Genomic DNA, 22,514 nt, shown 5'->3' with positions numbered 1-22,514 from the left:
TCTGCCATCTGCACGCCCCACTTCGCGGTATATTTAGCCCCAATTCAGTCAGCGTAGCCCACTACGCCTCCTTCATCGGGGCCAAATCTCCCACAAAGTGTGACGCACAGCTGTCAGAAAGCAATTTTCAAACACACTCTGGAGCGTGACGCAAAAGCTGCTTACAGACACGCTTCAGTACTCCAGACGACCAGAATTATAAAGGAGGATGACCCATGAAAGCGAGGCAAATTTATGTATCAGTACTGATCCTGTCTCTTGTATTCCTGACGGGCTGTTCGAAAGCTCCCGTTCCGGAGGAAGAGACACTGTATCTGATCCAGGAAAACGCCGCCTCCCTTCCCGGAGATGAGCGCGCGGACCTGTGGCAGGACGAACACAATACCTTCGACAGCTACAGACTGCCGGATGGAACCAGACTTTTGACCATCTATAAGACCGTTGGACCTGCCAACTGCTATGTGGCCGGGACGGTAAGCTACAATGATTTAAGTGAATCTGCGCGGAAGGGCATAGACGATTACTACGGGAAACAGGGACTGCTCTACGACACGGAGGCAGAGCTTCAGAAGGCCTACGGGGATTACCTGACCTGCCGGGAGAATGGGACCGCGTACCAGGAACGCCATGTGCGTCAGGAGATCACGCCCTCGGCGTCCAATGATACAGCTGTAAGCTTTATCACAACGGTCACGCTCCCGGTAAACGGCCAGGAGGCTAAAGAACTTCGGCTCGGGGCCGTGTTCAACCGGGAGACGGGTGCCGTATACAGCAACTGGGACTTATTCAGCCTGCCAGAGGACGCGGCCCGGCAATGGCTTTTAGATGCCCCCGGCACCGTCAGTCCGGCGCTGCGCAAAGAGATGGAGGCAGCTCTGCGGCCAGAGTATATCCTTCTTTTCCCGGATCATCTGGAGATATCCTATCCCCAGGGAACCCTCCCAAGCCAGGAGTACAGCTACAGCATTGGTCTGGACTATGATGCAGAGCTTCTGTCAGTGCTTCAGCCATGGGCAGTGCCGGATGGAAGGGAGACGGCGGACTCACCGCAATAAATATCAGTATAGGAAATAAAAATCAGTATGGGAAATCAGCTGTTGCATACTACAACCGCTGATTTCCCATATCTATGCATATTTGGCATAATAGACAAGATCCATCCCGTCCTTAATCTTCTCCACCTTACCAGTCTTCGTATACCCCATCTTCTCATACAAATGGCAGAGCTTCGCCTCCTGGCTGATCGTGTCGAGTTCCCATCTCGGAATCTCCGGATACAGGGCTTCAGCCAGTTCGATGGCCTGCTGTGCATACCCGTGTCCCTGGAACTCAGGAAGGATGAACAGCTGTTTGAGTTTACATAATGTTTCAAAATGGCAGATGCGGATGGCACCGATATGCTTACCCTCTAAACTGATAAAATAGTAATCGGAAAAAGGATCCTTCAGCCTTTGAAGTGTACGGTCCTTCGTCTCCGCGCCGGGATTGGAATCGTAATCCTGGTATTTCTCCAGAAGCGGGCGGAAGGAAGCGGTCTGCAGGCTGTAGAGCTCCTCACAGTTTGAAAGTTTGGCCTTTGTCAGAGTGATCTCCATAATCTTTCCTCCTTACATCATCATTCCAAAATCATATATTTTATAATTCTTATCCAAAGCTTTTTTGCCCACCAGGAAATTCCTGCCGCATTCTCCGGAGTTCCACTGCGGTGCATGCGACTCTGCCTTATTATTCCATTTCTGATAGAATTCCACATGAATGACTGCATAATCCTTCAGGTTCTCCTGCCGCGCCCGTGTTTCGGCGTTGGGATAGGAAAACGCCTCGTTGTCTCCGGCGTACTGTTCACGGTCCAGGGTTGTGATGGAACGTATAATATAGGTTTCCATGGATTCGCCCTTTAAGAACGCTTCCTTCTCATTCTCCAGCGTGATCCTGTCAAGTTCCGTATTGGGAAGAAGTTTCTTCATTTCTTTAAAATCTCCCGTTATCTGGTTAAGGAAGTAACGGGCTACGGTGATCTCAGCGGCGGTCTTGGGCCGGTCTTCGTACCGGATGCTGCGGGTTCCGATGGTCGTATCCGCGGGAACCGGATAGCGGCGCGGCACCAGTAGACAGAACGCCGCCAGAAATGCCGCGGCTCCCAGGACAGATGCAGTCCATACTGCTTTCTTTTTCATAGACTCTCCTCCTTATAATGGTTGATTCTACCATTGAAGGGGAAAAAAGACTTTAAGGATTTATGAAAATTCTGTTACGATTCCCATAGGAACTACAAAAATGTCCGGTTGTTTTTTGGAGATGACGGCCGATGGAAGCTGATATAATAAAATTATGCAAATGAAACGGAAAACGGCAATATGAAAGGAGGATTGATTTCCTAATGGTACAGAATTACGTTATGGCAAAGGAGGCCAAAGAGGTGCTGAGCCTGCTGGCCGGATATGAGGGGCGCGGAAGGATCATAGCGGGCGGAACCGATCTGGTGCTGGATTTGCAGAGCGGGAAGTATCAGGCGGACTGTCTCGTGGATATCACGGGAATTCCGGGGCTGTCTGAGATGAAGCTGTGCGGCGGGGGGCTGGAAATCGGCGCGGCAGTCACCCATAATCAGGCGGCAGAGAGTCCCCTGATCAGACGGTACGCGCACGCGCTGGCAAAGGCGTCTCATTCGGTCGGCTCCAATCAGATTCGAAACTGCAGCACCATCGGCGGCAACATCGTGAACGGCCAGCCGGCGGCGGACAGCGCGGTGGCTCTGGCAGCCCTGGGGGCATCGGTGGAGGTGATGTGCGAGGACGGAACAGAGCTGCTGTCCATGGACCGCCTTTACGCCGGATTTGGAAAAAGCACGATTGACAGCACGAAGAGTCTTGTCACAAAGATTCTCATTCCGGCAGCGGAGCCCGGCGAGGGAAGCGGCTACGCCAGACTGGAACAGAGGAAGGCTCTGGCGCTTCCCATGGTCTGTGTGGCGGCATTTCTCGGAATCAGGGACGGCATGGTGGAACGGTGCCGCATAGCCATGGCCCCGGTCGGCGTGGGGCCGGTGCGGGCGATAGAGGCGGAACGCTTTTTAATTGGAAAAGCGGCGGCAAAGGAAGTATTTTCAGAGGCAGGAAGGCTTGCGCTAAAGAATGCGAATCCCAGGGACAGCCTGATCCGCGGTTCGAAGCACTACAGGGAGGAGGTACTTCCGGTGATGGTGGAACGGGCCTTATCGGAGGCGCTCACCGATGCTGAAGGCAGGGAAAAGGAGGTGGAGCAGTGATGAAACTGTCCTTTATATTAAATGAAGTTCCGGTCCGCGTGGAGATCGAGCCGCCTGAGCTGCTGGCGGATGTGCTGCGGGACCGGCTGGGACTCACCGGAACGAAGAAAGGATGCGGGCAGGGCGAATGCGGGGCCTGCACCGTGATACTGGACGGAAAAGCGGTCAATTCCTGTATGGTTCCGGCGGCGCGTGTGGAAGGCCGCCGCGTTGTTACCATAGAAGGTTTGAAGACAGCAGGAAAACCACACCCCATCCAGCAGGCATTTATCGATGCGGGAGCCATTCAGTGCGGCTTCTGCACGCCGGGGATGATCTTGTCAGCCAAGGCATTGCTCGATGAGAAGCCCCATCCGACGAGAGAGGAGATCCGGACAGCTCTGGCGGGCAACCTGTGCCGCTGCACCGGGTACGTGAAAATAGAACAGGCCGTGGAGCTGGCGGCCCATGCACTGTCCCTGATAGAAGGAGGTGAAACGGATGAAGACGGAAGGTGAAATAGGAAAACCATTGCCAAGAATTGACGCCCTGGAAAAGGCGACCGGAGTGGCTTCCTTTACCACGGATTTAAAGCTTCCCGGTATGCTGCACGCAAAGGTGCTCCGAAGCCCGTATCCACACGCCAGGATCGTGTCCATCGATACGGCGGAGGCGGAAAAACTGCCTGGAGTACGCGCCGTGGCTACATATGAAAATACGACGGAATGTTGTTTTAACAGCTCCTGCAGCGAGGCGAACCCGCCCGCAGTTCCGGTAGAAGATGAACAGATATTTAATCGGGAGCTGCGCTATGTGGGTGACGAGGTGGCTGCCGTTGCGGCGGACACGGAGGAGACGGCAAAACGAGCGCTGGAACTGATCAGGGTGGAATACGAGGAGCTGCCCGCAGTCTTCGATCCGCTGGAGGCCTTGAAGCCGGATGCACCGGCCGTTCATCCCTGCTTTATCGGAAATAATATTGCCGGCATGGCAAAGCTTCCCATGGGGGATTTAGAGAAGGGCTTTGCGGAGAGTGATATCATACTGGAGGAACAGTTTAAACTTCCGGTGGTGAAGCACTGTCAGCTGGAGACCCAGGCCGCGGTAGCCGATTACTCTGCGTCAGGGCATCTGACGGTGTGGTCCACGACCCAGAGCCCCCATCCGCTAAAAAATCTGCTGGCAAAGCTGTTCGGAATGCCGGCCAGCCGGGTTCGTGTGCTGAACCCTCCGTATATTGGAGGCGCATTCGGCTCCCATGTGGGGATGAGCGGCAAGGCGGAACCTATCGCTGCGGCGCTGGCGATGCTTGCGGGGAAGCCGGTGCGTTTTGTCTATGACAGAAAAGAGGATTTTATCGCTTCGACCACCAGGCATTCCGGCTATATTACGGTGAAGCTGGGAGCGAAGCGGGACGGAAGCTTCCAGGCTCTGTATCTGAATGCCGTTTTAAACACAGGCGGCTACGCCAACGCGGGACCCGACGTGACAGCGGTTCTGGGCGTGACCAACATAAGTATTTATCAGATACCCAACGTATTTTATGACGGTCTCTGCGTCTATACAAACACCACCACCGCGGGCGCCATGAGAGGATTTGGCAACCCGCAGGGAAACTTCGCGGTGGAGTCTACGGTCGATATGATGGCCGAACGGCTGGGCATGGACCCAATGGAGCTTCGGCTTAAAAATACCATGACTCCTTACGCACCATGGCTTCCGCCGTATCCCTGTGCCACCTGCGGCCTTGCAGAGTGTATGGAAAAGGGGGCGCAGAAGATCGGATGGGCGGACCGGGACAGCCTTTTAAAGAACCCGGGACACGGGAAAGTGCGGGGAATCGGAATGGCGGCAGGAACCCATGTAAGCAACTCCTGGCCTTTTGCAGTAGAATTTGACAACGCCTATCTGGCGGTAATGGAGGACGGCTCCGCCAATTTAGCGGTGGGCGTCCCCGATATGGGACAGGGAATCGCCACCACGCTGTCGCAGGTAGCGGCATCCTCTCTGGGGATACCCATGGATCAGGTGAGCATCGTCTTCGGCGATACGGCCAGTACCCCTTACGACATCGGAAGCCATGCCAGCAGAACGCTCTATTCGGCGGGAACCGCGGTGGAGGCGGCAGGACGGGATGCGAAGCAGAAGATTCTGGAATTTGCCGCAGAACAGCTGAAGACAGAGCCGGAAACACTGACTCTGGAAAACGGGATGATTCTTGCGGATGGGGAACCCCGTATGACCATGGGGGAAGCGGCCCATCTGATTCACAGAGCTAACCGGCAGATTATCGGGATCGGCCAGACCGTGCCGTTTAACGCGCCTCCGTGGCACGCTCATTTTGCTGAGGTGGAGGTGGATATGGAGACCGGGCAGATCGAGGTCCTTCATCTGGCGGCGGCTCACGATGTGGGCCGGGCCATCAATCCGGACATCGTGGAAGGGCAGATTCACGGTTCGGTGCTGCAGGGAATCGGCTACGCCTTAAGCGAGCAGATTGTCTATGACAAGAAGGGCAGGCAGGCCCAGGACAGCTTCCACAAGTATTACCTTCCGACCATGCTGGAGACGCCGGATATCGACGTGATTCTCGTGGAGACCAACGAGCCAAGCGGTCCCTTCGGAGCGAAGGGCGTCGGAGAATGCGGCCTGGTGCCGACGGCGGCGGCCATCGCCAACGCGGTTTACCATGCGACGGGAATCCGTTTCCATGAGATTCCCATAACAGAGGAAAAGATGTTAGATGCGATAAAAAAGAAAGAAAAGGAGTGAATTACAATGAAGAAAATGTTTCCAAAGCTGTTTGAACCGGGGCAGATCGGAACTCTGAGAGTGAAGAACCGTCTGGTAAAGGCACCTCAGACGACGGGACTCAGCAACAAGGATGGTACGGTGACCCAGAGACTGGTGGATCACTACACCCATCTGGCCGACGGCGGCGCCGGTCTGGTAATTGTAGAGTACGCCTATATTGACGACATTGCCAGCAAGTCCTGCCACTGTCAGGTCGGAATCAGCAGCCATGAGCACATCGCCGGTCTGGGATGGCTGGCGGACAGCATCAAGAACCATGGCGCGAAAGCGGGAATCCAGATTGAACACTGCGGCCGCCAGCGGTTCCTGGGACCGCCAATGAAATCAGCTTCCCCAATTCCGTGGCCCATGCTCTATGACCAGTTCCATACGATCCCGGAAGAATTGACCATCGATGAAATTCAGGTTTTGATCGAGGCATTTGGAGACGCGGCAAAGCGCGCCGTGGATGCAGGCTTTGACCTGGTGGAAATCCACGCGGCTCACGGCTATTTAATCACGAATTTCCTTTCTCCTTTTACAAATAAAAGAGGCGACTGGTACGGCGGATCAAGAGAAAACCGGTTCCGTTTCCTGAGACAGATCGTGGAAAACTGCCGTAAGAAGGTGGGGCCTGATTTCCCGCTGACGGTCCGTCTGTCCGGTACGGATTATGAGCCGGATGGGATGACCATCGAAGATACCATTTACTATGCAAAAGAACTGGAGAGGCTGGGAATCGACGCCTTCCATATTTCGGGCGGAGATCACCATACCATGATCCATCAGGTAAGCCCGATGGCCATGCCTGTCTGTTACAATGTATGGGCGGCCGAGGCCGTGAAGAAAGAGGTGCACGTTCCCGTCATGGCTTCTGGTTCCATCACACTTCCCCAGTATGCGGAAGATATTCTGGAGCAGGGAAAGGCCGACTTCATCACGCTGGGACGTCCGATGTGGGCGGACAACGAGTGGGTGAAGAAGGCGATGGAAGACCGTCCGGAGGATATCCGGCCGTGTATCCGCTGTAACGAGGGCTGTCTGCAGAGAAGCTCCTTCCTGGGCCGCACCGTCATGTGCGCGGTAAATCCGGTGCTGGGCTTTGAAGAAGACCTTGCCATAAAACCTGCGGAGACGAAGAAGAGAGTCGTCATTGCCGGAGGCGGCCCCGCGGGAATGGAGGCGGCCCGCGTCTTAAAGCTGAAAGGCCATGACGTGACCATCTATGAGAAAAGAAAACTGGGCGGTTATCTCCATGAGGCGTCTGCTCCGGAATTTAAGGAAGATATCCGGCATCTGATCGATTATCAGATTCATCAGATCGAGAAACTGGAGATTCCGGTTATCTGCGAGGAACTGACGCCGGAGATGGTGAAGGCCGGAGGATACGATGCGGTGATCTCGGCGGTCGGAGCCGAACCCGTGATCCCGCCGGTCCCGGGAATCAATGGGGAAAATGTGATCAATGCCCTTACCATCCTGGACAGCCATCCTGAGATCGGCAGAAAGGTGGTGGTCGTGGGCGGCGGAATGATCGGTACGGAGACTGCCATCGATCTGGCCGAAAAGGGCCACGAAGTGACCATTGTGGAGATGAAAGACGCGATCATGGCCGACTGTGCCGTGACCGATATTATCGCCTATTATGAAAAGATCGGAAGAAACCGGATCGCGGTCATTCCGGGACTGCGGGTGACAGAGGTCACAGATCAGGGCGTGCGCGGAGTGAATGACCGGACCGGCCGCAGAACTGAGCTTCCGGCGGACAGCGTGGTGATCGCGGTAGGATTGAAACCACGCCATGCGTTCTACGATACACTTGCGGGAGAACCGGATCTGGAGGTCTATGAAATCGGAGACTGTGTGAAGGCAGGCAAGATTCTGGACGCGTTCCATACTGCGTATAAAACGGCAGTGCGCATCTGATAAAACAGGAAGTGATTACAGGAAGCGGCAGTTGACTCTTTGCCCCCGGGGCGCTATGCTTAAGATAGTACGATTGCGCAATGGAGCGCGATGGGATATCTGTGATAGTAAAAGGGGGACTGCTTGTGGAAATGGAGTCGATTACCTGTTTTCAGTACAGACTGCGTAACCTGGCGTGTGATGGGGACATATTGGAGCTTCTGAAGGCGCTGAATGAGCGCTGCGGCGGCCAGTGGGTCTACAGTGTTCGCCAGGATTATGAGGTCTATCCGGACACGCCTGAGCTGAGCGAAGCGTTTTTCTATCCGGAGTGGTGGAAGCGCGGGCCGGTGAAGGCGGCTTTTCCGGGGATTCAGGAATTCAGTTGGGAGGGAGGAAGCAGTTTTCGTTTTATTCACAGCTCCATAACTCTTGGCGGAGAGGTGCGCCATCTGCTTCAGATACGGGGCAAGGAGGCGTTTACGGAGGAAGACCATGTGCTGCTCGACTACGCCTGTCTTCTGTCATGGTATACGCGGGATCTGCCGGCGGCGTCGGAGGGCATCAGCGCCATTATGAGGCAGTCCTATGAAGGAATACGGCCGGCGGCAGTTCCCGCCGGGGTATTTCCGGAAGAAGGATACGGAATCGTGCTGCTGGAACGGGGAGACAAGGGCATCTTAAAGCAGCAGGGGTATCTGGGATACCGGCTTCACCGCAGCTTTCGAAAGAGTCTGCGTTACTGTTTTCTGGACGAGACCCATCTGCTGCTGTTTGTCTCCACGGACAATGTCATGAAGGTGACGGAGCAGCTGGAAGGGATAATCGGGATTGGCGATGACGATATCATTATGGGGATCAGCGGCCGGTATCGTGCGTCTGAGATGGATCAGGCTCTCGGGGAGGCTCGCCACGCCGCGGAAGTGGGGAATCTGACCAATACGGACAGGCGCGTGTTCTTTCACAGTGAACTGGGGATATTCCGAATATTGGAATATCCGAAGCCGGGCAGTGCGGTAAACCGGATCCTGGAACAGATGACTGACAAGCTGATGGAATACCCGAAAGAGAAGCGGGATGCGCTGTCGGATACCATGTGCTGCTTTGTGCAGAACCATTTTAACTACCAGAAGACGGCGGACGCCATGTACGCCCACGTCAACACCATCCGTTACCGGATCAGCCTGATGGAGAATTTGTGGGGCTGTGACCTGCAGAGAGAGGAGGACCGCCTGCTGTTCGAGGTGGTAAGCCGCCTGCTTCCTCTCTGGATGAAGGAAACGGGATATGAGTGACCGGGGAGCCCGGCTGGTTATTCACCGGAGACAAGTGGTATTACTTAAATGCAGACGGTTCCATGGCCGCAGGCTGGATCAGGCTGGACGGAAAATGGTACTATCTGAATCAGAATGGGGATATGGAGACGGCTTCCAAAGAGATTGGAGGAAAGGTTTACTCCTTCGATGAAAAAGGGGCCTGCACGAATCCATAAAAGACTTCTGTGAGATATTTATAAGATATAGTTTGAAACACCGGTTAGTCTGTGATTAACCGGTGTTTTTTTGCTGTAAAAGCCATTTTTTTATCCCTTCTCCTTTGCCTGCCCCCAAAAAAGGTATTTAACACCATAAAACCGCGCATAATGTGACCAGATAGAAAATGGAGGTCTGGCATGAAAAAAATGTACAAGGAATTGTTTTTGTTTAAATGGGCACTTTTGCTGCTGATCCTGACCGTGATTGGTTCCGTGGCCGCGAATCTCGCGCTGCCCATGTATCTTTCCGAGGTAATCAACACTGCAATTCCGGCGGGAGATAAAGTCCGGGTCGTGTCCATCGGGGGAACCATGCTGCTGTTTGTATTGCTGGGGGTCCTGTGCAGCGTGGGAACCGGTTTTTTTGCGTCCCTGGCATCGGTTGGATTTGGAAGAAATGTGCGGAGCCGGATATTCCGAAAGGTGCAGTATTATTCCCAGACGGAATTTGACGGATTCTCCACCTCATCCCTGATTACCAGAACGAATAATGATGTCGTTCAGGTTCAGACCTTTATGAATATGCTTCTGAAGGTCTGTCTGATGGCGCCTATTATGTGTATCGGCGGAGTGGTGCTGGCCCTGGCCAAGAGCGTGACCATGTCGATGATCCTGATTGTATCCCTTCCTGTCATGATCGCATTTGTCCTGATCATTGCCCGGCTGGCATCTCCGCTGTCCAAGAAAATGCAGGAAAAGCTGGATGAGATCAACCTGGTCACCAGGGAGAAGCTGACGGGAATCCGTGTGGCCAGAGCCTTTGGAACAGAGCAGTTTGAGGAGGAGCGGTTTCGCCGGGTTAATGACGAATTCATGGTCAATACCGTCCGTATGAACAGCGTCATGGGGATCATGATTCCCGGGCTTAGCCTGATTCTGTATGCAACCATGGTTGCTTTAATTGCCTTCGGCGGCTACCAGATCATAAATATTCATACGGCGATCCCCATTGGCGATATCATTGCCGTCATCCAGTACGTGATGCAGATTATGATGTCGGTGATGATGCTGTCCATGATATTTGTCATGTATCCCAGGGCGGCCGTATCCGCGGGAAGAATCAATGAAGTACTGGACACGGTACCTGTCGTTGCAGACTGTGACGGAGCGGTGACAGAGACGGGGATAAAGGGATACGTTTCCTTCCGGGATGTGACATTTACCTTTCCCAATGCGGAGTCGCCGGCGCTCGAGCACATATCCTTTGATTCTTCTCCGGGGGAAGTTACGGCCGTGATCGGCTCCACGGGAAGCGGCAAATCCACCCTGATCAACTTAATTCCCAGGTTTTACGACGTACAGGAGGGAGAGATTCTGGTAGACGGGGTAAATGTGAAGGAGATGAGCCTGGAAATTCTTCGGGGAAAGATCGGACTGGTGCCCCAAAAGGCGTTTCTCTTCCGGGGAACCATTGCTGAAAATGTGGGATATGGTCAGGAAGAGCCGAACCAGGCGGATGTGGAGCACGCCGTAATGACTGCGCAGTCCTATGATTTTGTGACTGCCAAGGAGGGCGGCTTTGACGCCCCCATATCCCAGGGCGGAGCCAATGTGTCGGGAGGTCAGCGTCAGCGTCTCGCCATCGCAAGGGCGATTGCCAGAAAACCGGAAATCTATATCTTTGACGACAGCTTTTCCGCGCTGGATTATAAGACAGACGCGGCGCTGAGAAAGGCCCTGCTGTCAGAAGCGAAGGAGGCCACCGTGATTCTGGTGGCTCAGAGAGTCAGCACCATAAAAAATGCGGACAGAATCCTGGTGCTGGAAGATGGCCGCTGTGTTGGCCAGGGCAGGCACGAGGAACTGATGAAGAGCTGCGAGGTATACCGGGAGATCGTGTATTCCCAGCTTACCCAGGAGGAGGCAGAGAAAGATGAAGTCTAGAACCCACAATCAAAAAGCGGATTCCGATGCCGTTTTCCGGCGTCTGCTCCGGTTTATGGGCCCCTATCGCAAAGGCCTGACCATCTCCGTAATCTGCATCATACTCTCCTCCCTTTTTAACAGCTTCGGGCCGTTCGTGCTGGGGCGGGCGACGGATGCGCTGGCAGGGCTTGTGACAGGCGGGGAGCCGGTTTACAGCGAGATACGCAGATTCATCACCATACTGATTCTGCTGGCCTCCATTTATCTTTTGTATGCGATTTTCAAGTATATCAGCACGGTCATCCTTGTCCGGGTCTCCCAGAAAACAATCCGTGACCTGAGAAATGATATCGACCGGAAGTTTCAGAAGCTTCCCCTGAACTACTTTGATACGAACTCCTACGGGGATGTGCTCAGCCGCATCACCAACGATGTGGACACCATATCCAACAGCCTCCAGCAGAGTCTGGAGCAGATCGTGACGGCGGTTACCTCCGTCATCTTCATTCTGGCCATGATGCTCTATATCAGCCCCATGCTGACGCTGATCGGTATCGTGACCGTCCCCCTCGCGCTTGTGTTTTCCATGAAGATAGCAGGGGCCTCGCAGAAGTACTTTAAGACCCAGCAGGAGACGCTGGGGGAGATGAATGGATATGTGGAGGAAATGTATACGGGCCATACCATTGTCAGCGCCTACGGTACGGAGGAAGAGACTATCGACGAGTTTTCAGAAACCAACCGGACCCTGTATGACAGCGGATGGAAGTCCCAGTTTATGTCCAGCACCATGATGCCGGTTACCCAGGGGATGGCGAATCTGGGTTACGTGTTCGTCGTGATCGTGGGCGGCTCCTTCGTCATCGACAACCGGATGACCATCGGTATGATTCAGTCCTTTATCCAGTATTTAAGACAGTTTTCACAGCCCATCAACCAGACGGTGCAGATCGCCAACATCCTTCAGTCCACTGCGGCGGCAGCGGCCAGGGTATTCGAGTTCATTGATGAGAAGGAGGAGAGTCCGGATCCGGAACACCCGGTGATCCCTGAGCCTGTGGATGGATCTGTGGAATTCATACACGTAAAATTTGGGTATCTGCCGTACCACACCCTGATGCACGATGTGAGCCTGGAAGTGAAGCCAGGAAGTAAGGTGGCTATCGTCGGTCCCACCGGTGCAGGAAAAACCACGCTGATCAATCTGCTGCTGCGCTTCTATGATGTGAACGACGGTGAAATCCGCGTGAGCGGCATAAATATCAGGGAGATGACGCGGAAAGACCTCCGGGCTGTATTCGGCCTGGTCCTTCAGGATACGTGGCTGTTTACCGGCAGCATCATGGAAAATATCCGTTACGGAAGACTGGGGGCAGGAGATGAAGAGGTGATGGAAGCGGCTAGGGCGGCCAGAGCAGACTCCTTTATCCACACCTTGCCGGGCGGGTATCATTTCAGGCTGCAGGAGGGGGCGACGAATCTGGCCCAGGGAGAGCGGCAGCTAGTGACCATTGCCAGGGCCATCCTCTCGGACAGCCCGATCATGATTCTCGATGAGGCGACCAGCTCCGTCGATACGCGTACAGAGGTCCTGATTCAGGAGGCCATGGCAGTTCTCATGAGGGGGCGCACCAGCTTCGTGATTGCCCACAGACTCTCCACCATCAAGGACGCAGACATGATACTGTATATGGAGGGCGGAGATATCAGGGAGGTGGGAAACCACAGGGAGCTGATGGTCCGGGATGGGCTCTATGCAAAGCTGTATAACAGCCAGTTTGCCAAGGAAAACGGCTAAGGAAAATCTCCTCGATCCAGTCCGACGCTTTCTCAAACTGGATTACGCCTTCGTAATGTTCACCATAAATCGATTTTTCCATTGTGCTGGAGCCGTAGCATGGTGCGTCCAAATATCAGCTTCCCGTACTGGAATGGTGGCACGGACTGTCCATGGAGCTTTTAAGCCGTGAACTGTCCGAGGAGGAGATACTCGAGAAAAAGAAGCTTTTCCGGGCGAAGATCGTGGCTATTGTGCCGGAGGCCGACCACTTTGTGGATATCCTGGAACAGACCTGTCAGGTGGGGCTGGAGTGGTCCTGCGGAATCAGCCGGTTCAAGCATGGAATCGGGGCGCTGAGAGAAGCCTATGAGGAGTCCGGTAAGGCCCTGCGCTATCATCGGGCCAGCGAGAAAATGGGGATGATCTGGTATAAAAATATAGAAGCCCTGTTTTCCCAGGACCTGCCGGAGACTCAGGAGATCCTCCGGGAGCTGGTTGGCGTCCTGGCTAATCCTGAAGAGCGCGGCCGTGCGGTCTCCCAGCTGGAATCCGCACTGGAGAGTATCTGCGCGCAGAAAATGACCGTGATGCAGTTCCAGACCGTATGTATCCGGTGTCTGATCGAGCTGAATGGGCTGCTGCAGGGCATGAAGGGGGACGGCATAGATCTCCACGGCCAGCTGAATAAGATGCTGGAGAAGATTCTGCTCTGCGACAATTACCGGATGACTATTGACTGTATGACCGGCTATGCCGCCATGCTGGTGCAGAAGCTGAACGATTCCGATGAGGTGCAGCTGGGCGGCGGAGTGATCAAGGAGGTCCAGCTGTTTATCCGGCGCCATTACAATGAGACAATCACGCTCAATATGCTGACCGACCCGGAAAAGAAGGTGTCTGATATCAGCATGATGGCCGGATATGAGAATCCAAGGTATTTCAGCAAGGTATTTAAGCAGTTTACCGGGATGACTCCCAGTGAATACCGGGAGGCGCTGAATAAAGAGATGTAAACGCCATGCATTTCAGGCGTTTACACCTGCATTCACTGCCACGCATCTTCATTGGGAATAACGAGCAGCTGGCCTGGATAGATCCTGTCGGCATCCTTTATCGTGTCACCGTTTCGATGCAGGATATACTGCCAGTTCTTTGGAGAGCCATAATACTGTTTTGCAATCTTCCACAGACTGTCGCCCGCCTTTACGGTATAGGCTTCTAAGTCGGTAGGGATCAGGTAATAGCAGTCCGGCTCCTTTTTATCCAGATTTGTCACGAACGTAATTTGTGACTCCCAGCTTTCCGTTTTGCCGTTCGCCAGGGAATGCACAGTGAGAACTGAGGATACCATCAGGGTTTCCTCATCATGGCTGCGCCAGTTATAATCCTGAGGGAGATCGGGCACTACCGGTATTTCTGCCGGGTCATTTTTAATATAGGTATACTGTTCCCCCGGACTTTTGACTTCGGCCGCCGCCGCTGCTCTGTAAAATGTTAAAATGGTGTCTCCGGGAACGGTTATTTCTGTCCCGGCCCCGTTACTTTCATCCCTGATCTTGTACTCATAAGACAATTCATATCCTTCCGGCATATCCATGTAAAGCTTGCCGCTCTTCATGCTCCGGTAGCCTGGACCGTACGGGCTTTCCCGGTATGTTGTTCCGCTGTTCGATACGATCACATTCTTGTAGTGGGTTTCATATTTCTTCTGTTCTCCGGTTCCCTCTTCGGGGAGCGTTATGACACGCGAATAGTCAAAACGCTCCTGCTTACATGCTGCCATGAATTCAGGCTGCGTCAGCGGTCTGGTTTCTCCGTACGCAGGAAAGGTAACTTCCGCCATCAGGACCGCTGCAAGAATCAAAATTAATCGTTTCTTTTTTCTCATAATCATTCCTCCTGTTCAAATTTATACGTTTACAGCCTCTTCCCTTCATTTTCCCCCACGACAGGCAGCTTCACCCGGAAGGTTGCGCCGCCGCCTTCCGTTTCGTCCACCAAGATCCGTCCGCCGTGAAGCGTGGTCAGCTCTTTGGCGATGGAGAGGCCAAGGCCGAAATGGCGTTTGTCCGTCCTGGAGGTGTCACCCCGATAAAAGCGGTCGAAGATATGTGCCCTGACATCGGCGGAAATCCCGCACCCCTGGTCTGCTACGGAGACGGTTATATCTTTTCCATTCACTGCAGCGCTTATGGTGATCTTTTTATTGGCCGGTGTATAGGACACGGCGTTGTCTAAAAGGATAGTGAGCAGCTGTTTTAAGCAGGAGGCGTCGCCGGTTACATGGGGCAGCGTCTCTTCCGGCAGGTCAAGGGAAAGCCGGATCTGGCTGCTTTGGCAGACCGGTTCAAAGAGCTCGTAGGTTTCGATGAGAAGCGTATCCATATCCACTGTCTCCTGTTTGATGGACCAGCTGCCGGCGTCCGAGGAAGCGAGAAGCAGCATATCTCCCACAAGCGCCGCCATGCGCCTGCATTCGCTCCGTATATTTTTCAAATACTGGGCCTGTTTTTCCGAACATTCCGCCGACCGCAGGGAAGGAGGACTTCCCGAACATTCCGCCGACTGTAAGGGCGGGGGAGCTGCCGCTACTGCGTCGATGGCGGTGACACTGGATTCGATGACCGCCAGGGGGGAGCGAAGCTCGTGGGAAGCCGAAGCGATAAATTCGTTCTGGCGTTTTCTGCTCAACTCTACCGGCTCCAGGGATTTCCCAACGAAATACCAGCTGACGAGAAAGAGGGCGAAGATTCCCAGAATATCGAACAGCAGGAAACGGGGGCCCTGACTCCTGATTAAAGCGGCGCCCGGAGTCCGGTACCCCAGGAGCGTCAGGCTCTGATATCCTTTGGCCGTGGGAAATATAAGGATTGTGCCGTAATAGGAGTCCCCCTGTTCCCCCTTTACCGTGAAGACCGAGCTCTGAATGACCGAGGAGGAGACGGGGCGCACCGCTGGATTGACTTTTTCCTTCAGGGCCTCTTCCCGCGCCCGGTCGATGAGCGTCTGCCGGTCCGTGGCCGGAACCCAGGAACCGGGATAGAGAAATGGTTCCCGGTTCTCCTCAATATGTATGATCAGCTTTTCTGAGGCCTCAGTCTGGGCCAGCCAGCTTCTGGAAATGGTGGAACCGTACTGCATACGGGACGCGACGGCTACGATCTGATTCTGGAAGGTCTGCAGCGCGTCTTTTTCCGATACGCGCAGGTTGTAGAAGAGGAGTCCTGCGACTACCAGGGTCAGAATGGTTCCCGTGGTTACGGTGTATAACAGGGTTAGTTTTTTTCGAAGCTCTTTAATCATGGAATTCCTCCAGCCGGTAGCCGACGCCATGGACCGTCTGGATTTTCACATTTCCATGAAGCGCCTTTAAACGCCGGCGTAAAAAATAGATGTAGTTGTCCAGATTGCCGGCCTCCACCTCAGAATCCGGTCCCCACACGTAGGAGAGGATGGCATTACGCGGTAGCGTACGGCCTGCGTTTCTCATCAGATACTCCAGAAGCGACGACTCCCGGCCGGAGAGAGTGACCGTCTCGGAGGCGGCGCCGTCTCTGGTGAGTTCATGCTTGACCGCGTCCAGACAGAGGTTGCCGAGGTTCAGATTCGCGGTGTCCGCAGTTCGTCCGGGTCTGCGGGTGACGGCCCGGATCCTTGCTAAGAGTTCCTCTACCGCAAAGGGTTTGACCAGGTAGTCATCTGCGCCTGCGTCCAGCCCGTCGATTCTGTCGCCCACACCGTCGAGTGCAGTGGTGATGATGACAGGAGTCATGACGGATTTCTGCCGGATGGCCTGCAAGAGGCTTAATCCGTCCAGGCTCGGGAGCATCCGGTCCAGAATCAGCACGTCGTAGGGATACTCCGTCGCGTAGTAGAGGGCGTCGTCGCCCCGGTAACACTGATCTACTTGATATCCCGCCTGCTCTAACTGCATGGCTACCGTGCTGCACAGTATTTTATCATCTTCTACCAGTAAGATTCTCATGTCTGTGATCCCTGCTTTCTTATTTATTTTACAGATATTTAGTGTCTGATATTTTTCTTAATATTATAACAGAAAAATCTCTAAAAAATCTAAAAATCTAAAATATAGAAAAGGATTGGCAATGGACTATTTACCTGAAATGTGGTATTATTTACCTGAGTCATATGAGAGGAGTTGGGGTGAATGGATAATATAATGCTGATTTTGACAATAATAGGAACGTGTGCGACGGTAGTATCAACTGTTGTTGCAATTCGGGCTAAGAATGAGGCAAGAGAAATTCTTAAAGAAATACGTGAAGAAAAGAATCGCAATATTAAGAATACAGGGAAGATTGATATTAAAAATACTGGAACTAATAGTGGTATAATGAGTGGTATAAACACAGGAGAAATGAGAAATGGCAAGAAATGAAAAGATGGAAATAGATAACAGTGGTATTAATCAGGGGATCATGGTAGCAAATAATACCGGTAATATCTATGTAACACTGAATGAAACGAAAAAAATCCCATCATTAATTTCAATCGTTGTAAAATCACTTGGGTCTGCCTGTGATGATAGTGATCTGCCGGATGCTGCAGATGCCTTGAAGGAATTTAAACCGGATGAAAAATTAGAATATAACCATGTCATAAAATATAAATTTGTTATAAGAGAATTTTCGGCGTATTATACGTATTGTGATAATATATTAAACGTATATGATAACTCTAACCTGGGGAGTAAAGCTAGGATTTTGCGATGTGTACATATATGGTACTTAAAGGAAAAAGGAGAACTCTTATTTAAGTTAAAAGATGTTAAGAAGGATGATCTTAAAAAAGTACAAGAAAATTCTGATTACCTGATTGATAAAACAAAAGAAAAAATCTTAAGTACTATAAAAGATTCCGATTCTGATGGAGCTTGCATAGAAGATATAGAAGTTGGTATAGCCTGTTTTGTCTGTTACTGTTTTATGGAATGTAAAATTCTGGAGAAACCGATATGATTATAAATAAGGAACGTGATCCGGCCCTGTCACTCTATTATCTTGGCGCTGTAATTATCGAAATATTATCTGAAAATCCCAATTTTTTATTAGATGATTTATATGATAAGGTAAAAGAAAAGATAAATCAGAATATTCATATAGATTTTTTTTATTATGCATTAGATTGGTTGTTTATACAATCATTAATTGAATTACAGGAAAGGAGGGTTATCTATGTTAATAGAGCGGTTGATTGTGCGCAAAATGACGCCTGCTGAAGAAATTGTAAGGGATATTAAATTTAATCTAAACGGTTTAAGTTTGATTGTAGATAATACTTCGAATGAATCAAGTGAAAGTGGAAATAGTGTAGGGAAAACTACTGCAATAAAAATTATAGATTTATGCTTAGGCGCGAAATCCGTCAAAGATTTGTATTATGATTCCGATACGAGAAGTGAAAATCAGGTTGTCAAAAATTTTTTAGTATCGCATAAGGTGCAGGCTGAATTACTGCTTCTGGACACAGAAAAGAATTATAGATGTTCCGTTAAACGTGATTTATTCCCAAGAGGAAAAAAATATATTGGTGAGATTGATTTTCCTGAACAGGAGTTTTGGTCAGAATTAAAAAAAATTCTGTTTGGAATTAAGGAACCCAGACCTACATTCCGCCAACTTATACCAAAGTTTGTCCGACTTTCAAATACGTCAGAAGACAGCATGATAAAGTTTCTTCCGCCTATGACGTCTAAAGAGATATATGACACTATTTACTGTGTGTTATTTCAAATATACGGCAGGGATTTAGTTAGTGAAAAGGGAGAAATTGTTTCACAATTGAACGATTGTCAAAAAGCAATTGTGGCATTAGAGAAGAGTAAGAGTATAGGCTCCTTAAGTGTATTAAAGCAAAGCTTAGAATTAGTTAATAATGATTTGAAGGAATTTTATGCTAAGAGGAAGAGTATATCTTACATTGATGAATATAAAGATGAATTAGATACAAAAAGAAGACTTTCTTCACGAATTAATGAGTTGCAGGAAAAAATGCAGCTAACTGAATTTGAAATATCTACAATAAAAAATAGCATTGCACAATTATCTCAGGAAAAGAGTAATATTGATTTAAATATATTACAGAAAATCTATACGGAGGCAAAGTCATATATTCCTGAGTTACAAAAGAAGTTTGAAGATGTATTGAAATTCCATAACGCCATGATTCAAAATAAGATCAATTTTATAAAAGATCAGCTTTCTACGAAAGAAGAATTATTAGAAACCTATAAAAATCAAACAAATGATTTGTTAAAAGAAAAAAAGACTGTAACCTTAGAGGTACTGGATGAAGGGCTTCTGGATGAACTGAATATTCTGAATAGAAAGATTGAAGATTTATCACAGAAGAAAGGCGAAATTCTTAATTCTATAACTTTATTGGAGGAGCAAGATAAAGTAAAGGATAAGTTAAATGAAAGATTACAAGATATTGAGTCTAAGATGGATGGTTCAGAAGTTGAGAATAAGATAAAGATATTCAATCAAATTTTTTCTGATTACTGTGAAAGGTTGTATGGCGAGAAATATCTTCTTGCATATAATCAAAACTGGGAAGAAGAAAATAAGTTTCCAATTAGTATAGCATCTTTGGGGGGAAATGTAGGTACTGAAAAAAAGAAGGCAGTGATTGTTGCGTTTGATTTAGCATACATGCAGTATGCAATAACAATGAAAATTAAAGCGCCTCAGTTTGTGATTCACGATAAAATGGAGAATACACATATTAATCAATTGAAAACTATCTTTCAGATAGCTCAAAATATAGAAGGACAATATATAATGCCGATTTTGAGAGAACGAATTGATAAAGTGGATGAAGTTTATGTTGAAAAGTCTAAAGTTTTGGAGTTAAGCGAGAGTAATAAATTTTTCAACATTTAGTTGAGAATATACGGGAAGCAAAGTCCATCTGGTCTCTGTCAGAGATTAGATGGACTTTTTCTGTACTCTGATTTGTTAGCAAGTAGTAAAGAAAAATTAATCTCTGATTGCGGTTAAACCAGCCGTTTCCAGTTTTTTTAGAGATTTCTCTGGTATGATTACTTTAAAGGCAAATCCGGAATGGCAGAAAGGACAAAAAGGGATGGACAGAAAAAAAAGAATGACCGCACGGAAAGCCGCCGCATGGCTCTTGATACTGGCCGCGGTAACTGTGATGGCGGCAGGATGCGGCCCGAAGCCGGGCGGGGCGGATGCGCCGACGGCCGATCATGGAGGAACCGGTGATAACTCCAACGTCCCCAGGGGACGGTATGTGGAGCGGGAACTGACATTTCCGTTCGATCCATCAACAGAGATGATGGAAGCTATGATGCTTTCTCCGGAAGGAGATCTTCTGGTTCTCACATACAACTTAGAGATGGAAAACAGGATTTACCGGCTGGAAGATACGGGAGAGTGGAAAACGGATGAAGGCCTCACCAGCAGCATTCCGGAAGGCAGCATGATTTTAAATATGGATGGTACGAAGGACGCGGCGTATTACTACCTTACACAGGGGGATGACAGATACATCGGAAAGACAGCCTGGGGCAGCCGGGAGATGGAGCGGCTTGCAGATCCTGCGTTTGAAAAGGAGGGGATCTATAATGTTTCCGATTTTCTGGCGGCAGACAGCGGGGAGGTACTCTTTTCCCTGATGGATGGAGAGACCGTGGTCTGGAAGCCGGAAGACGGGGTGGCCTTCCATCTGTACCAAAAAAAGAGAAACAGCACGCTGAATAGCAGCAGCACACTGGTGGGGGATACGTACATAACGGCGGGTGACTTAGGATTTCTGGCTTATGACATGAAGACAGGAAAGGAACTGGAGACGATTCCTTACCAGACGGGGGATTCCGACGCGGAGGGCAGCCTCGCAGCCGGGGAAGACGACGATATCTATCTCTGCAACGCGGCGGGAATTCATCACATGGCGCTCGGCGGGACGATGTGGGAGACCATCGTGGACGGCAGCCTGAATTCCTTAAGCCTTCCGGGGATTAGAATTAGTAGGATATGTGTCGGTAAAAATAACGATTTTTTCGTATGGTACGAGAAAGACGGTAATCCAGTTCTTGCACACTATGTATACGATCCGGATACCATTTCCGTTCCGACATCGACGCTGACCGTATACGGTCTCGATCTGTCGGAGAAGTATCTGATCCGTCAGGGAGCCATACGGTTCCAGATGGAAAATCCCGATATTCGTGTCGAGGTGCTCGACGGAAGAAAGCAGATGGAAGGGATGACGGATGCGGATATCATCCGAAGCTTAAACGAGGAGCTGCTGACCGGAGCGGGAGCGGATGTTCTCGTACTGGACGGCCTTCCGGGAAAGTCCTATATAGAAAAAGGGATTCTGGAGGATATGAGCGAACTTCTCGCGCCGTTTACAGAGAGTGGGGAAATATACCGGAACCTGACCGACCATTTCCGGAGAAACGACGGATCTGTCTACGAGGTGCCGGTAAGGGTCCTGTTCCCGGTTGTATATGGGGAAGCTGAGGCCACAGCGAGTTTATCCAGCCTGCAGGCGTATCTGGAGTATCAGAAATCGCCGGGAGCCGGCTCTGTAAGTGGAAAGACTGTATATGAAAATATTCTCCGCCGCCTTGCATGTTTGTATGATCAGGAGCTTTGGGATGATGATGGAAAATTAAAGGAAGAGGAGCTTACAGACCTTCTGGAAGCGGCCATGCGGACCGGAGAGCATTCCGGCGCACGCGTTCTGTATCCGGAGGACGAGGATAACGGAGCCGGAAAACGGTATAATCTGGTCGCTGAGAACGGGTTTACCACTCCGGATCATCTGGGGATAATGGCGGGAGACAACGCGGCCTCCCTGGAGCTTCCGCGGGAAATGGCGGAGATGAGCCTTTCGTTTGCGGTCATGAGGGAAAAAGGGTATCAGCTTCAATCAGTCAATCGTACCTTCTATCCGGAAGAACGGGTCGCCATTAACAGGAACGGCAGGCAGAAAGAGACGGCGGAACGCTTTGTTGCCTTCCTGCTGTCGGAACAGATACAGGGAGAGGACGTAAAGGATGGCTTCCCCGTTACCCGTGCTGGTGTGGAACGATGGAAGCAGCGGCAGATAATGATGAGCTATGGGACGGGGAGCCAGGATGGGCTTATGATCTATGGGGATTATCCTACGGAATCAGAGAGGAAGCTTTTGCTGGATATGATCCCGAACCTGGATCATCCGGTCGTACCGGATCCCACGGTTCTGTCCATTATGGCGGAAGAATCGGAAGGTTATTTTAACGGGGCACAGGATATCCTGGCCGCTGTAAAGGCCATAACAGGGAAGGTGACGCTCTATCGGGCGGAGACAGAATAAAGACATCGTATAAATGTTTAGGATTGAGAGAAAGGAAT

21 protein-coding genes are annotated in these 22,514 nt (G+C 50.9%); 16 read left to right on the top strand and 5 right to left on the bottom strand.

Annotation, left to right across the window (positions count from 1 at the left end; translation table 11 throughout):
* The first annotated feature begins 74 nt into the window (after positions 1 to 74).
* Positions 75 to 149 carry a DUF6783 domain-containing protein gene (locus tag DFR60_RS31365; RefSeq protein WP_432764097.1) on the top strand — a complete coding sequence of 25 codons (75 nt, stop codon included), beginning with the start codon at positions 75 to 77 and terminating at the stop codon, positions 147 to 149.
* Between the two features lie 66 nt (positions 150 to 215).
* The gene (locus tag DFR60_RS02575) at positions 216 to 1,055 is read left to right on the top strand and encodes a hypothetical protein (RefSeq protein WP_110321483.1); all 840 of its coding nucleotides are present in this window, start codon (positions 216 to 218) and stop codon (positions 1,053 to 1,055) included.
* A 72-nt stretch (positions 1,056 to 1,127) separates the two neighbouring features.
* Here the strand turns inward: DFR60_RS02575 and DFR60_RS02570 are convergent, their stop codons facing one another.
* Both DFR60_RS02570 and DFR60_RS02565 read right to left on the bottom strand, forming a co-directional pair.
* Positions 1,128 to 1,595, bottom strand: coding sequence for a GNAT family N-acetyltransferase (locus DFR60_RS02570; RefSeq protein WP_110321482.1), 468 nt, complete (start codon positions 1,593 to 1,595; stop codon positions 1,128 to 1,130).
* 12 nt (positions 1,596 to 1,607) lie between these two features.
* Complete coding sequence (locus DFR60_RS02565; protein ID WP_110321481.1) at positions 1,608 to 2,177, bottom strand: hypothetical protein; 570 nt, start codon at positions 2,175 to 2,177, stop codon at positions 1,608 to 1,610.
* Positions 2,178 to 2,380: 203 nt separating this feature from the next.
* Here DFR60_RS02565 and DFR60_RS02560 point away from each other — a divergent pair, with 203 nt between their 5' ends.
* The 9 genes from DFR60_RS02560 (at position 2,381) to DFR60_RS02520 (ending at position 14,138) form a co-directional block, all read left to right on the top strand.
* Positions 2,381 to 3,268 (top strand): FAD binding domain-containing protein, encoded by an 888-nt coding sequence (locus DFR60_RS02560; protein ID WP_110321480.1) that lies wholly within the window; start codon positions 2,381 to 2,383, stop codon positions 3,266 to 3,268.
* Positions 3,268 to 3,765, top strand: coding sequence for a (2Fe-2S)-binding protein (locus DFR60_RS02555; protein WP_110321479.1), 498 nt, complete (start codon positions 3,268 to 3,270; stop codon positions 3,763 to 3,765). Before DFR60_RS02560 ends, DFR60_RS02555 begins: the two co-directional genes overlap by 1 nt.
* On the top strand, positions 3,749 to 6,019 hold the full coding sequence (locus DFR60_RS02550; protein WP_110321478.1) for a xanthine dehydrogenase family protein molybdopterin-binding subunit: 2,271 nt from the start codon (positions 3,749 to 3,751) through the stop codon (positions 6,017 to 6,019). The genes DFR60_RS02555 and DFR60_RS02550 overlap by 17 nt, the downstream gene beginning before the upstream one ends.
* A gap of 6 nt (positions 6,020 to 6,025) precedes the next feature.
* Positions 6,026 to 7,966 carry an FAD-dependent oxidoreductase gene (locus DFR60_RS02545; protein ID WP_110321477.1) on the top strand — a complete coding sequence of 647 codons (1,941 nt, stop codon included), beginning with the start codon at positions 6,026 to 6,028 and terminating at the stop codon, positions 7,964 to 7,966.
* A 131-nt stretch (positions 7,967 to 8,097) separates the two neighbouring features.
* Positions 8,098 to 9,240 (top strand): PucR family transcriptional regulator, encoded by a 1,143-nt coding sequence (locus DFR60_RS02540; protein ID WP_243004967.1) that lies wholly within the window; start codon positions 8,098 to 8,100, stop codon positions 9,238 to 9,240.
* The gene (locus tag DFR60_RS30765) at positions 9,237 to 9,437 is read left to right on the top strand and encodes a choline-binding protein A (protein ID WP_432764094.1); all 201 of its coding nucleotides are present in this window, start codon (positions 9,237 to 9,239) and stop codon (positions 9,435 to 9,437) included. Before DFR60_RS02540 ends, DFR60_RS30765 begins: the two co-directional genes overlap by 4 nt.
* A 180-nt stretch (positions 9,438 to 9,617) precedes the next feature.
* Complete coding sequence (locus tag DFR60_RS02530; RefSeq protein WP_110321475.1) at positions 9,618 to 11,363, top strand: ABC transporter ATP-binding protein; 1,746 nt, start codon at positions 9,618 to 9,620, stop codon at positions 11,361 to 11,363.
* Entirely contained in the window at positions 11,353 to 13,143 is a 1,791-nt protein-coding gene (locus DFR60_RS02525; protein WP_110321474.1) for an ABC transporter ATP-binding protein, read from the top strand. Before DFR60_RS02530 ends, DFR60_RS02525 begins: the two co-directional genes overlap by 11 nt.
* A gap of 152 nt (positions 13,144 to 13,295) precedes the next feature.
* Positions 13,296 to 14,138, top strand: coding sequence for an AraC family transcriptional regulator (locus DFR60_RS02520; RefSeq protein ID WP_243004961.1), 843 nt, complete (start codon positions 13,296 to 13,298; stop codon positions 14,136 to 14,138).
* Between the two features lie 32 nt (positions 14,139 to 14,170).
* Here the strand turns inward: DFR60_RS02520 and DFR60_RS02515 are convergent, their stop codons facing one another.
* Genes DFR60_RS02515 through DFR60_RS02505 form a run of 3 tightly spaced genes read right to left on the bottom strand, consistent with a single transcriptional unit; the run spans position 14,171 to position 17,110 of the window.
* Positions 14,171 to 15,013, bottom strand: coding sequence for a LysM peptidoglycan-binding domain-containing protein (locus DFR60_RS02515; protein WP_167437486.1), 843 nt, complete (start codon positions 15,011 to 15,013; stop codon positions 14,171 to 14,173).
* Between the two features lie 29 nt (positions 15,014 to 15,042).
* A complete protein-coding gene (locus tag DFR60_RS02510) occupies positions 15,043 to 16,428 on the bottom strand; it encodes a sensor histidine kinase (RefSeq protein WP_110321472.1) in 1,386 nt (461 codons plus the stop codon).
* Complete coding sequence (locus tag DFR60_RS02505; protein WP_110321471.1) at positions 16,421 to 17,110, bottom strand: response regulator transcription factor; 690 nt, start codon at positions 17,108 to 17,110, stop codon at positions 16,421 to 16,423. Before DFR60_RS02505 ends, DFR60_RS02510 begins: the two co-directional genes overlap by 8 nt.
* 183 nt (positions 17,111 to 17,293) lie before the next feature.
* Between DFR60_RS02505 and DFR60_RS02500 the strand changes: the two genes are divergently transcribed.
* The 5 genes from DFR60_RS02500 to DFR60_RS02480 all read left to right on the top strand — a co-directional run bounded on the left by DFR60_RS02500 (position 17,294) and on the right by DFR60_RS02480 (position 22,476).
* Positions 17,294 to 17,524 carry a hypothetical protein gene (locus DFR60_RS02500; RefSeq protein WP_110321470.1) on the top strand — a complete coding sequence of 77 codons (231 nt, stop codon included), beginning with the start codon at positions 17,294 to 17,296 and terminating at the stop codon, positions 17,522 to 17,524.
* Positions 17,511 to 18,104, top strand: coding sequence for a hypothetical protein (locus DFR60_RS02495; protein ID WP_110321469.1), 594 nt, complete (start codon positions 17,511 to 17,513; stop codon positions 18,102 to 18,104). Before DFR60_RS02500 ends, DFR60_RS02495 begins: the two co-directional genes overlap by 14 nt.
* Positions 18,101 to 18,364, top strand: a complete 264-nt coding sequence (locus DFR60_RS02490; protein ID WP_110321468.1) for an ABC-three component system middle component 6 — start codon at positions 18,101 to 18,103, stop codon at positions 18,362 to 18,364. The genes DFR60_RS02495 and DFR60_RS02490 overlap by 4 nt, the downstream gene beginning before the upstream one ends.
* On the top strand, positions 18,321 to 20,030 hold the full coding sequence (locus DFR60_RS02485) for a DUF2326 domain-containing protein (protein ID WP_110321467.1): 1,710 nt from the start codon (positions 18,321 to 18,323) through the stop codon (positions 20,028 to 20,030). Before DFR60_RS02490 ends, DFR60_RS02485 begins: the two co-directional genes overlap by 44 nt.
* A gap of 202 nt (positions 20,031 to 20,232) precedes the next feature.
* Positions 20,233 to 22,476, top strand: coding sequence for a type 2 periplasmic-binding domain-containing protein (locus DFR60_RS02480; RefSeq protein ID WP_146218571.1), 2,244 nt, complete (start codon positions 20,233 to 20,235; stop codon positions 22,474 to 22,476).
* The last annotated feature ends 38 nt before the right edge of the window (positions 22,477 to 22,514 follow it).

It is taken from the genome of Hungatella effluvii (assembly GCF_003201875.1).
In the GTDB taxonomy this organism is placed as follows: Bacteria; Bacillota; Clostridia; order Lachnospirales; family Lachnospiraceae; genus Hungatella; species Hungatella effluvii.
The sequence above is the reverse complement of the archived record's forward strand: the minus strand, read 5'-3'. Positions and strand labels throughout refer to the sequence as shown.

Coding starts and splice junctions, on each gene's coding strand:
- DFR60_RS02575 (WP_110321483.1), top strand. CDS start 216: ATGAAAGCGAGGCAAATTTATGTATCAGTACTGATCCTGTCTCTTGTA.
- DFR60_RS02570 (WP_110321482.1), bottom strand. CDS start 1,595: ATGGAGATCACTCTGACAAAGGCCAAACTTTCAAACTGTGAGGAGCTC.
- DFR60_RS02565 (WP_110321481.1), bottom strand. CDS start 2,177: ATGAAAAAGAAAGCAGTATGGACTGCATCTGTCCTGGGAGCCGCGGCA.
- DFR60_RS02560 (WP_110321480.1), top strand. CDS start 2,381: ATGGTACAGAATTACGTTATGGCAAAGGAGGCCAAAGAGGTGCTGAGC.
- DFR60_RS02555 (WP_110321479.1), top strand. CDS start 3,268: ATGAAACTGTCCTTTATATTAAATGAAGTTCCGGTCCGCGTGGAGATC.
- DFR60_RS02550 (WP_110321478.1), top strand. CDS start 3,749: ATGAAGACGGAAGGTGAAATAGGAAAACCATTGCCAAGAATTGACGCC.
- DFR60_RS02545 (WP_110321477.1), top strand. CDS start 6,026: ATGAAGAAAATGTTTCCAAAGCTGTTTGAACCGGGGCAGATCGGAACT.
- DFR60_RS02540 (WP_243004967.1), top strand. CDS start 8,098: ATGGAGTCGATTACCTGTTTTCAGTACAGACTGCGTAACCTGGCGTGT.
- DFR60_RS02530 (WP_110321475.1), top strand. CDS start 9,618: ATGAAAAAAATGTACAAGGAATTGTTTTTGTTTAAATGGGCACTTTTG.
- DFR60_RS02525 (WP_110321474.1), top strand. CDS start 11,353: ATGAAGTCTAGAACCCACAATCAAAAAGCGGATTCCGATGCCGTTTTC.
- DFR60_RS02520 (WP_243004961.1), top strand. CDS start 13,296: ATGGAGCTTTTAAGCCGTGAACTGTCCGAGGAGGAGATACTCGAGAAA.
- DFR60_RS02515 (WP_167437486.1), bottom strand. CDS start 15,013: ATGAGAAAAAAGAAACGATTAATTTTGATTCTTGCAGCGGTCCTGATG.
- DFR60_RS02510 (WP_110321472.1), bottom strand. CDS start 16,428: ATGATTAAAGAGCTTCGAAAAAAACTAACCCTGTTATACACCGTAACC.
- DFR60_RS02505 (WP_110321471.1), bottom strand. CDS start 17,110: ATGAGAATCTTACTGGTAGAAGATGATAAAATACTGTGCAGCACGGTA.
- DFR60_RS02500 (WP_110321470.1), top strand. CDS start 17,294: ATGGATAATATAATGCTGATTTTGACAATAATAGGAACGTGTGCGACG.
- DFR60_RS02495 (WP_110321469.1), top strand. CDS start 17,511: ATGGCAAGAAATGAAAAGATGGAAATAGATAACAGTGGTATTAATCAG.
- DFR60_RS02490 (WP_110321468.1), top strand. CDS start 18,101: ATGATTATAAATAAGGAACGTGATCCGGCCCTGTCACTCTATTATCTT.
- DFR60_RS02485 (WP_110321467.1), top strand. CDS start 18,321: ATGTTAATAGAGCGGTTGATTGTGCGCAAAATGACGCCTGCTGAAGAA.
- DFR60_RS02480 (WP_146218571.1), top strand. CDS start 20,233: ATGGACAGAAAAAAAAGAATGACCGCACGGAAAGCCGCCGCATGGCTC.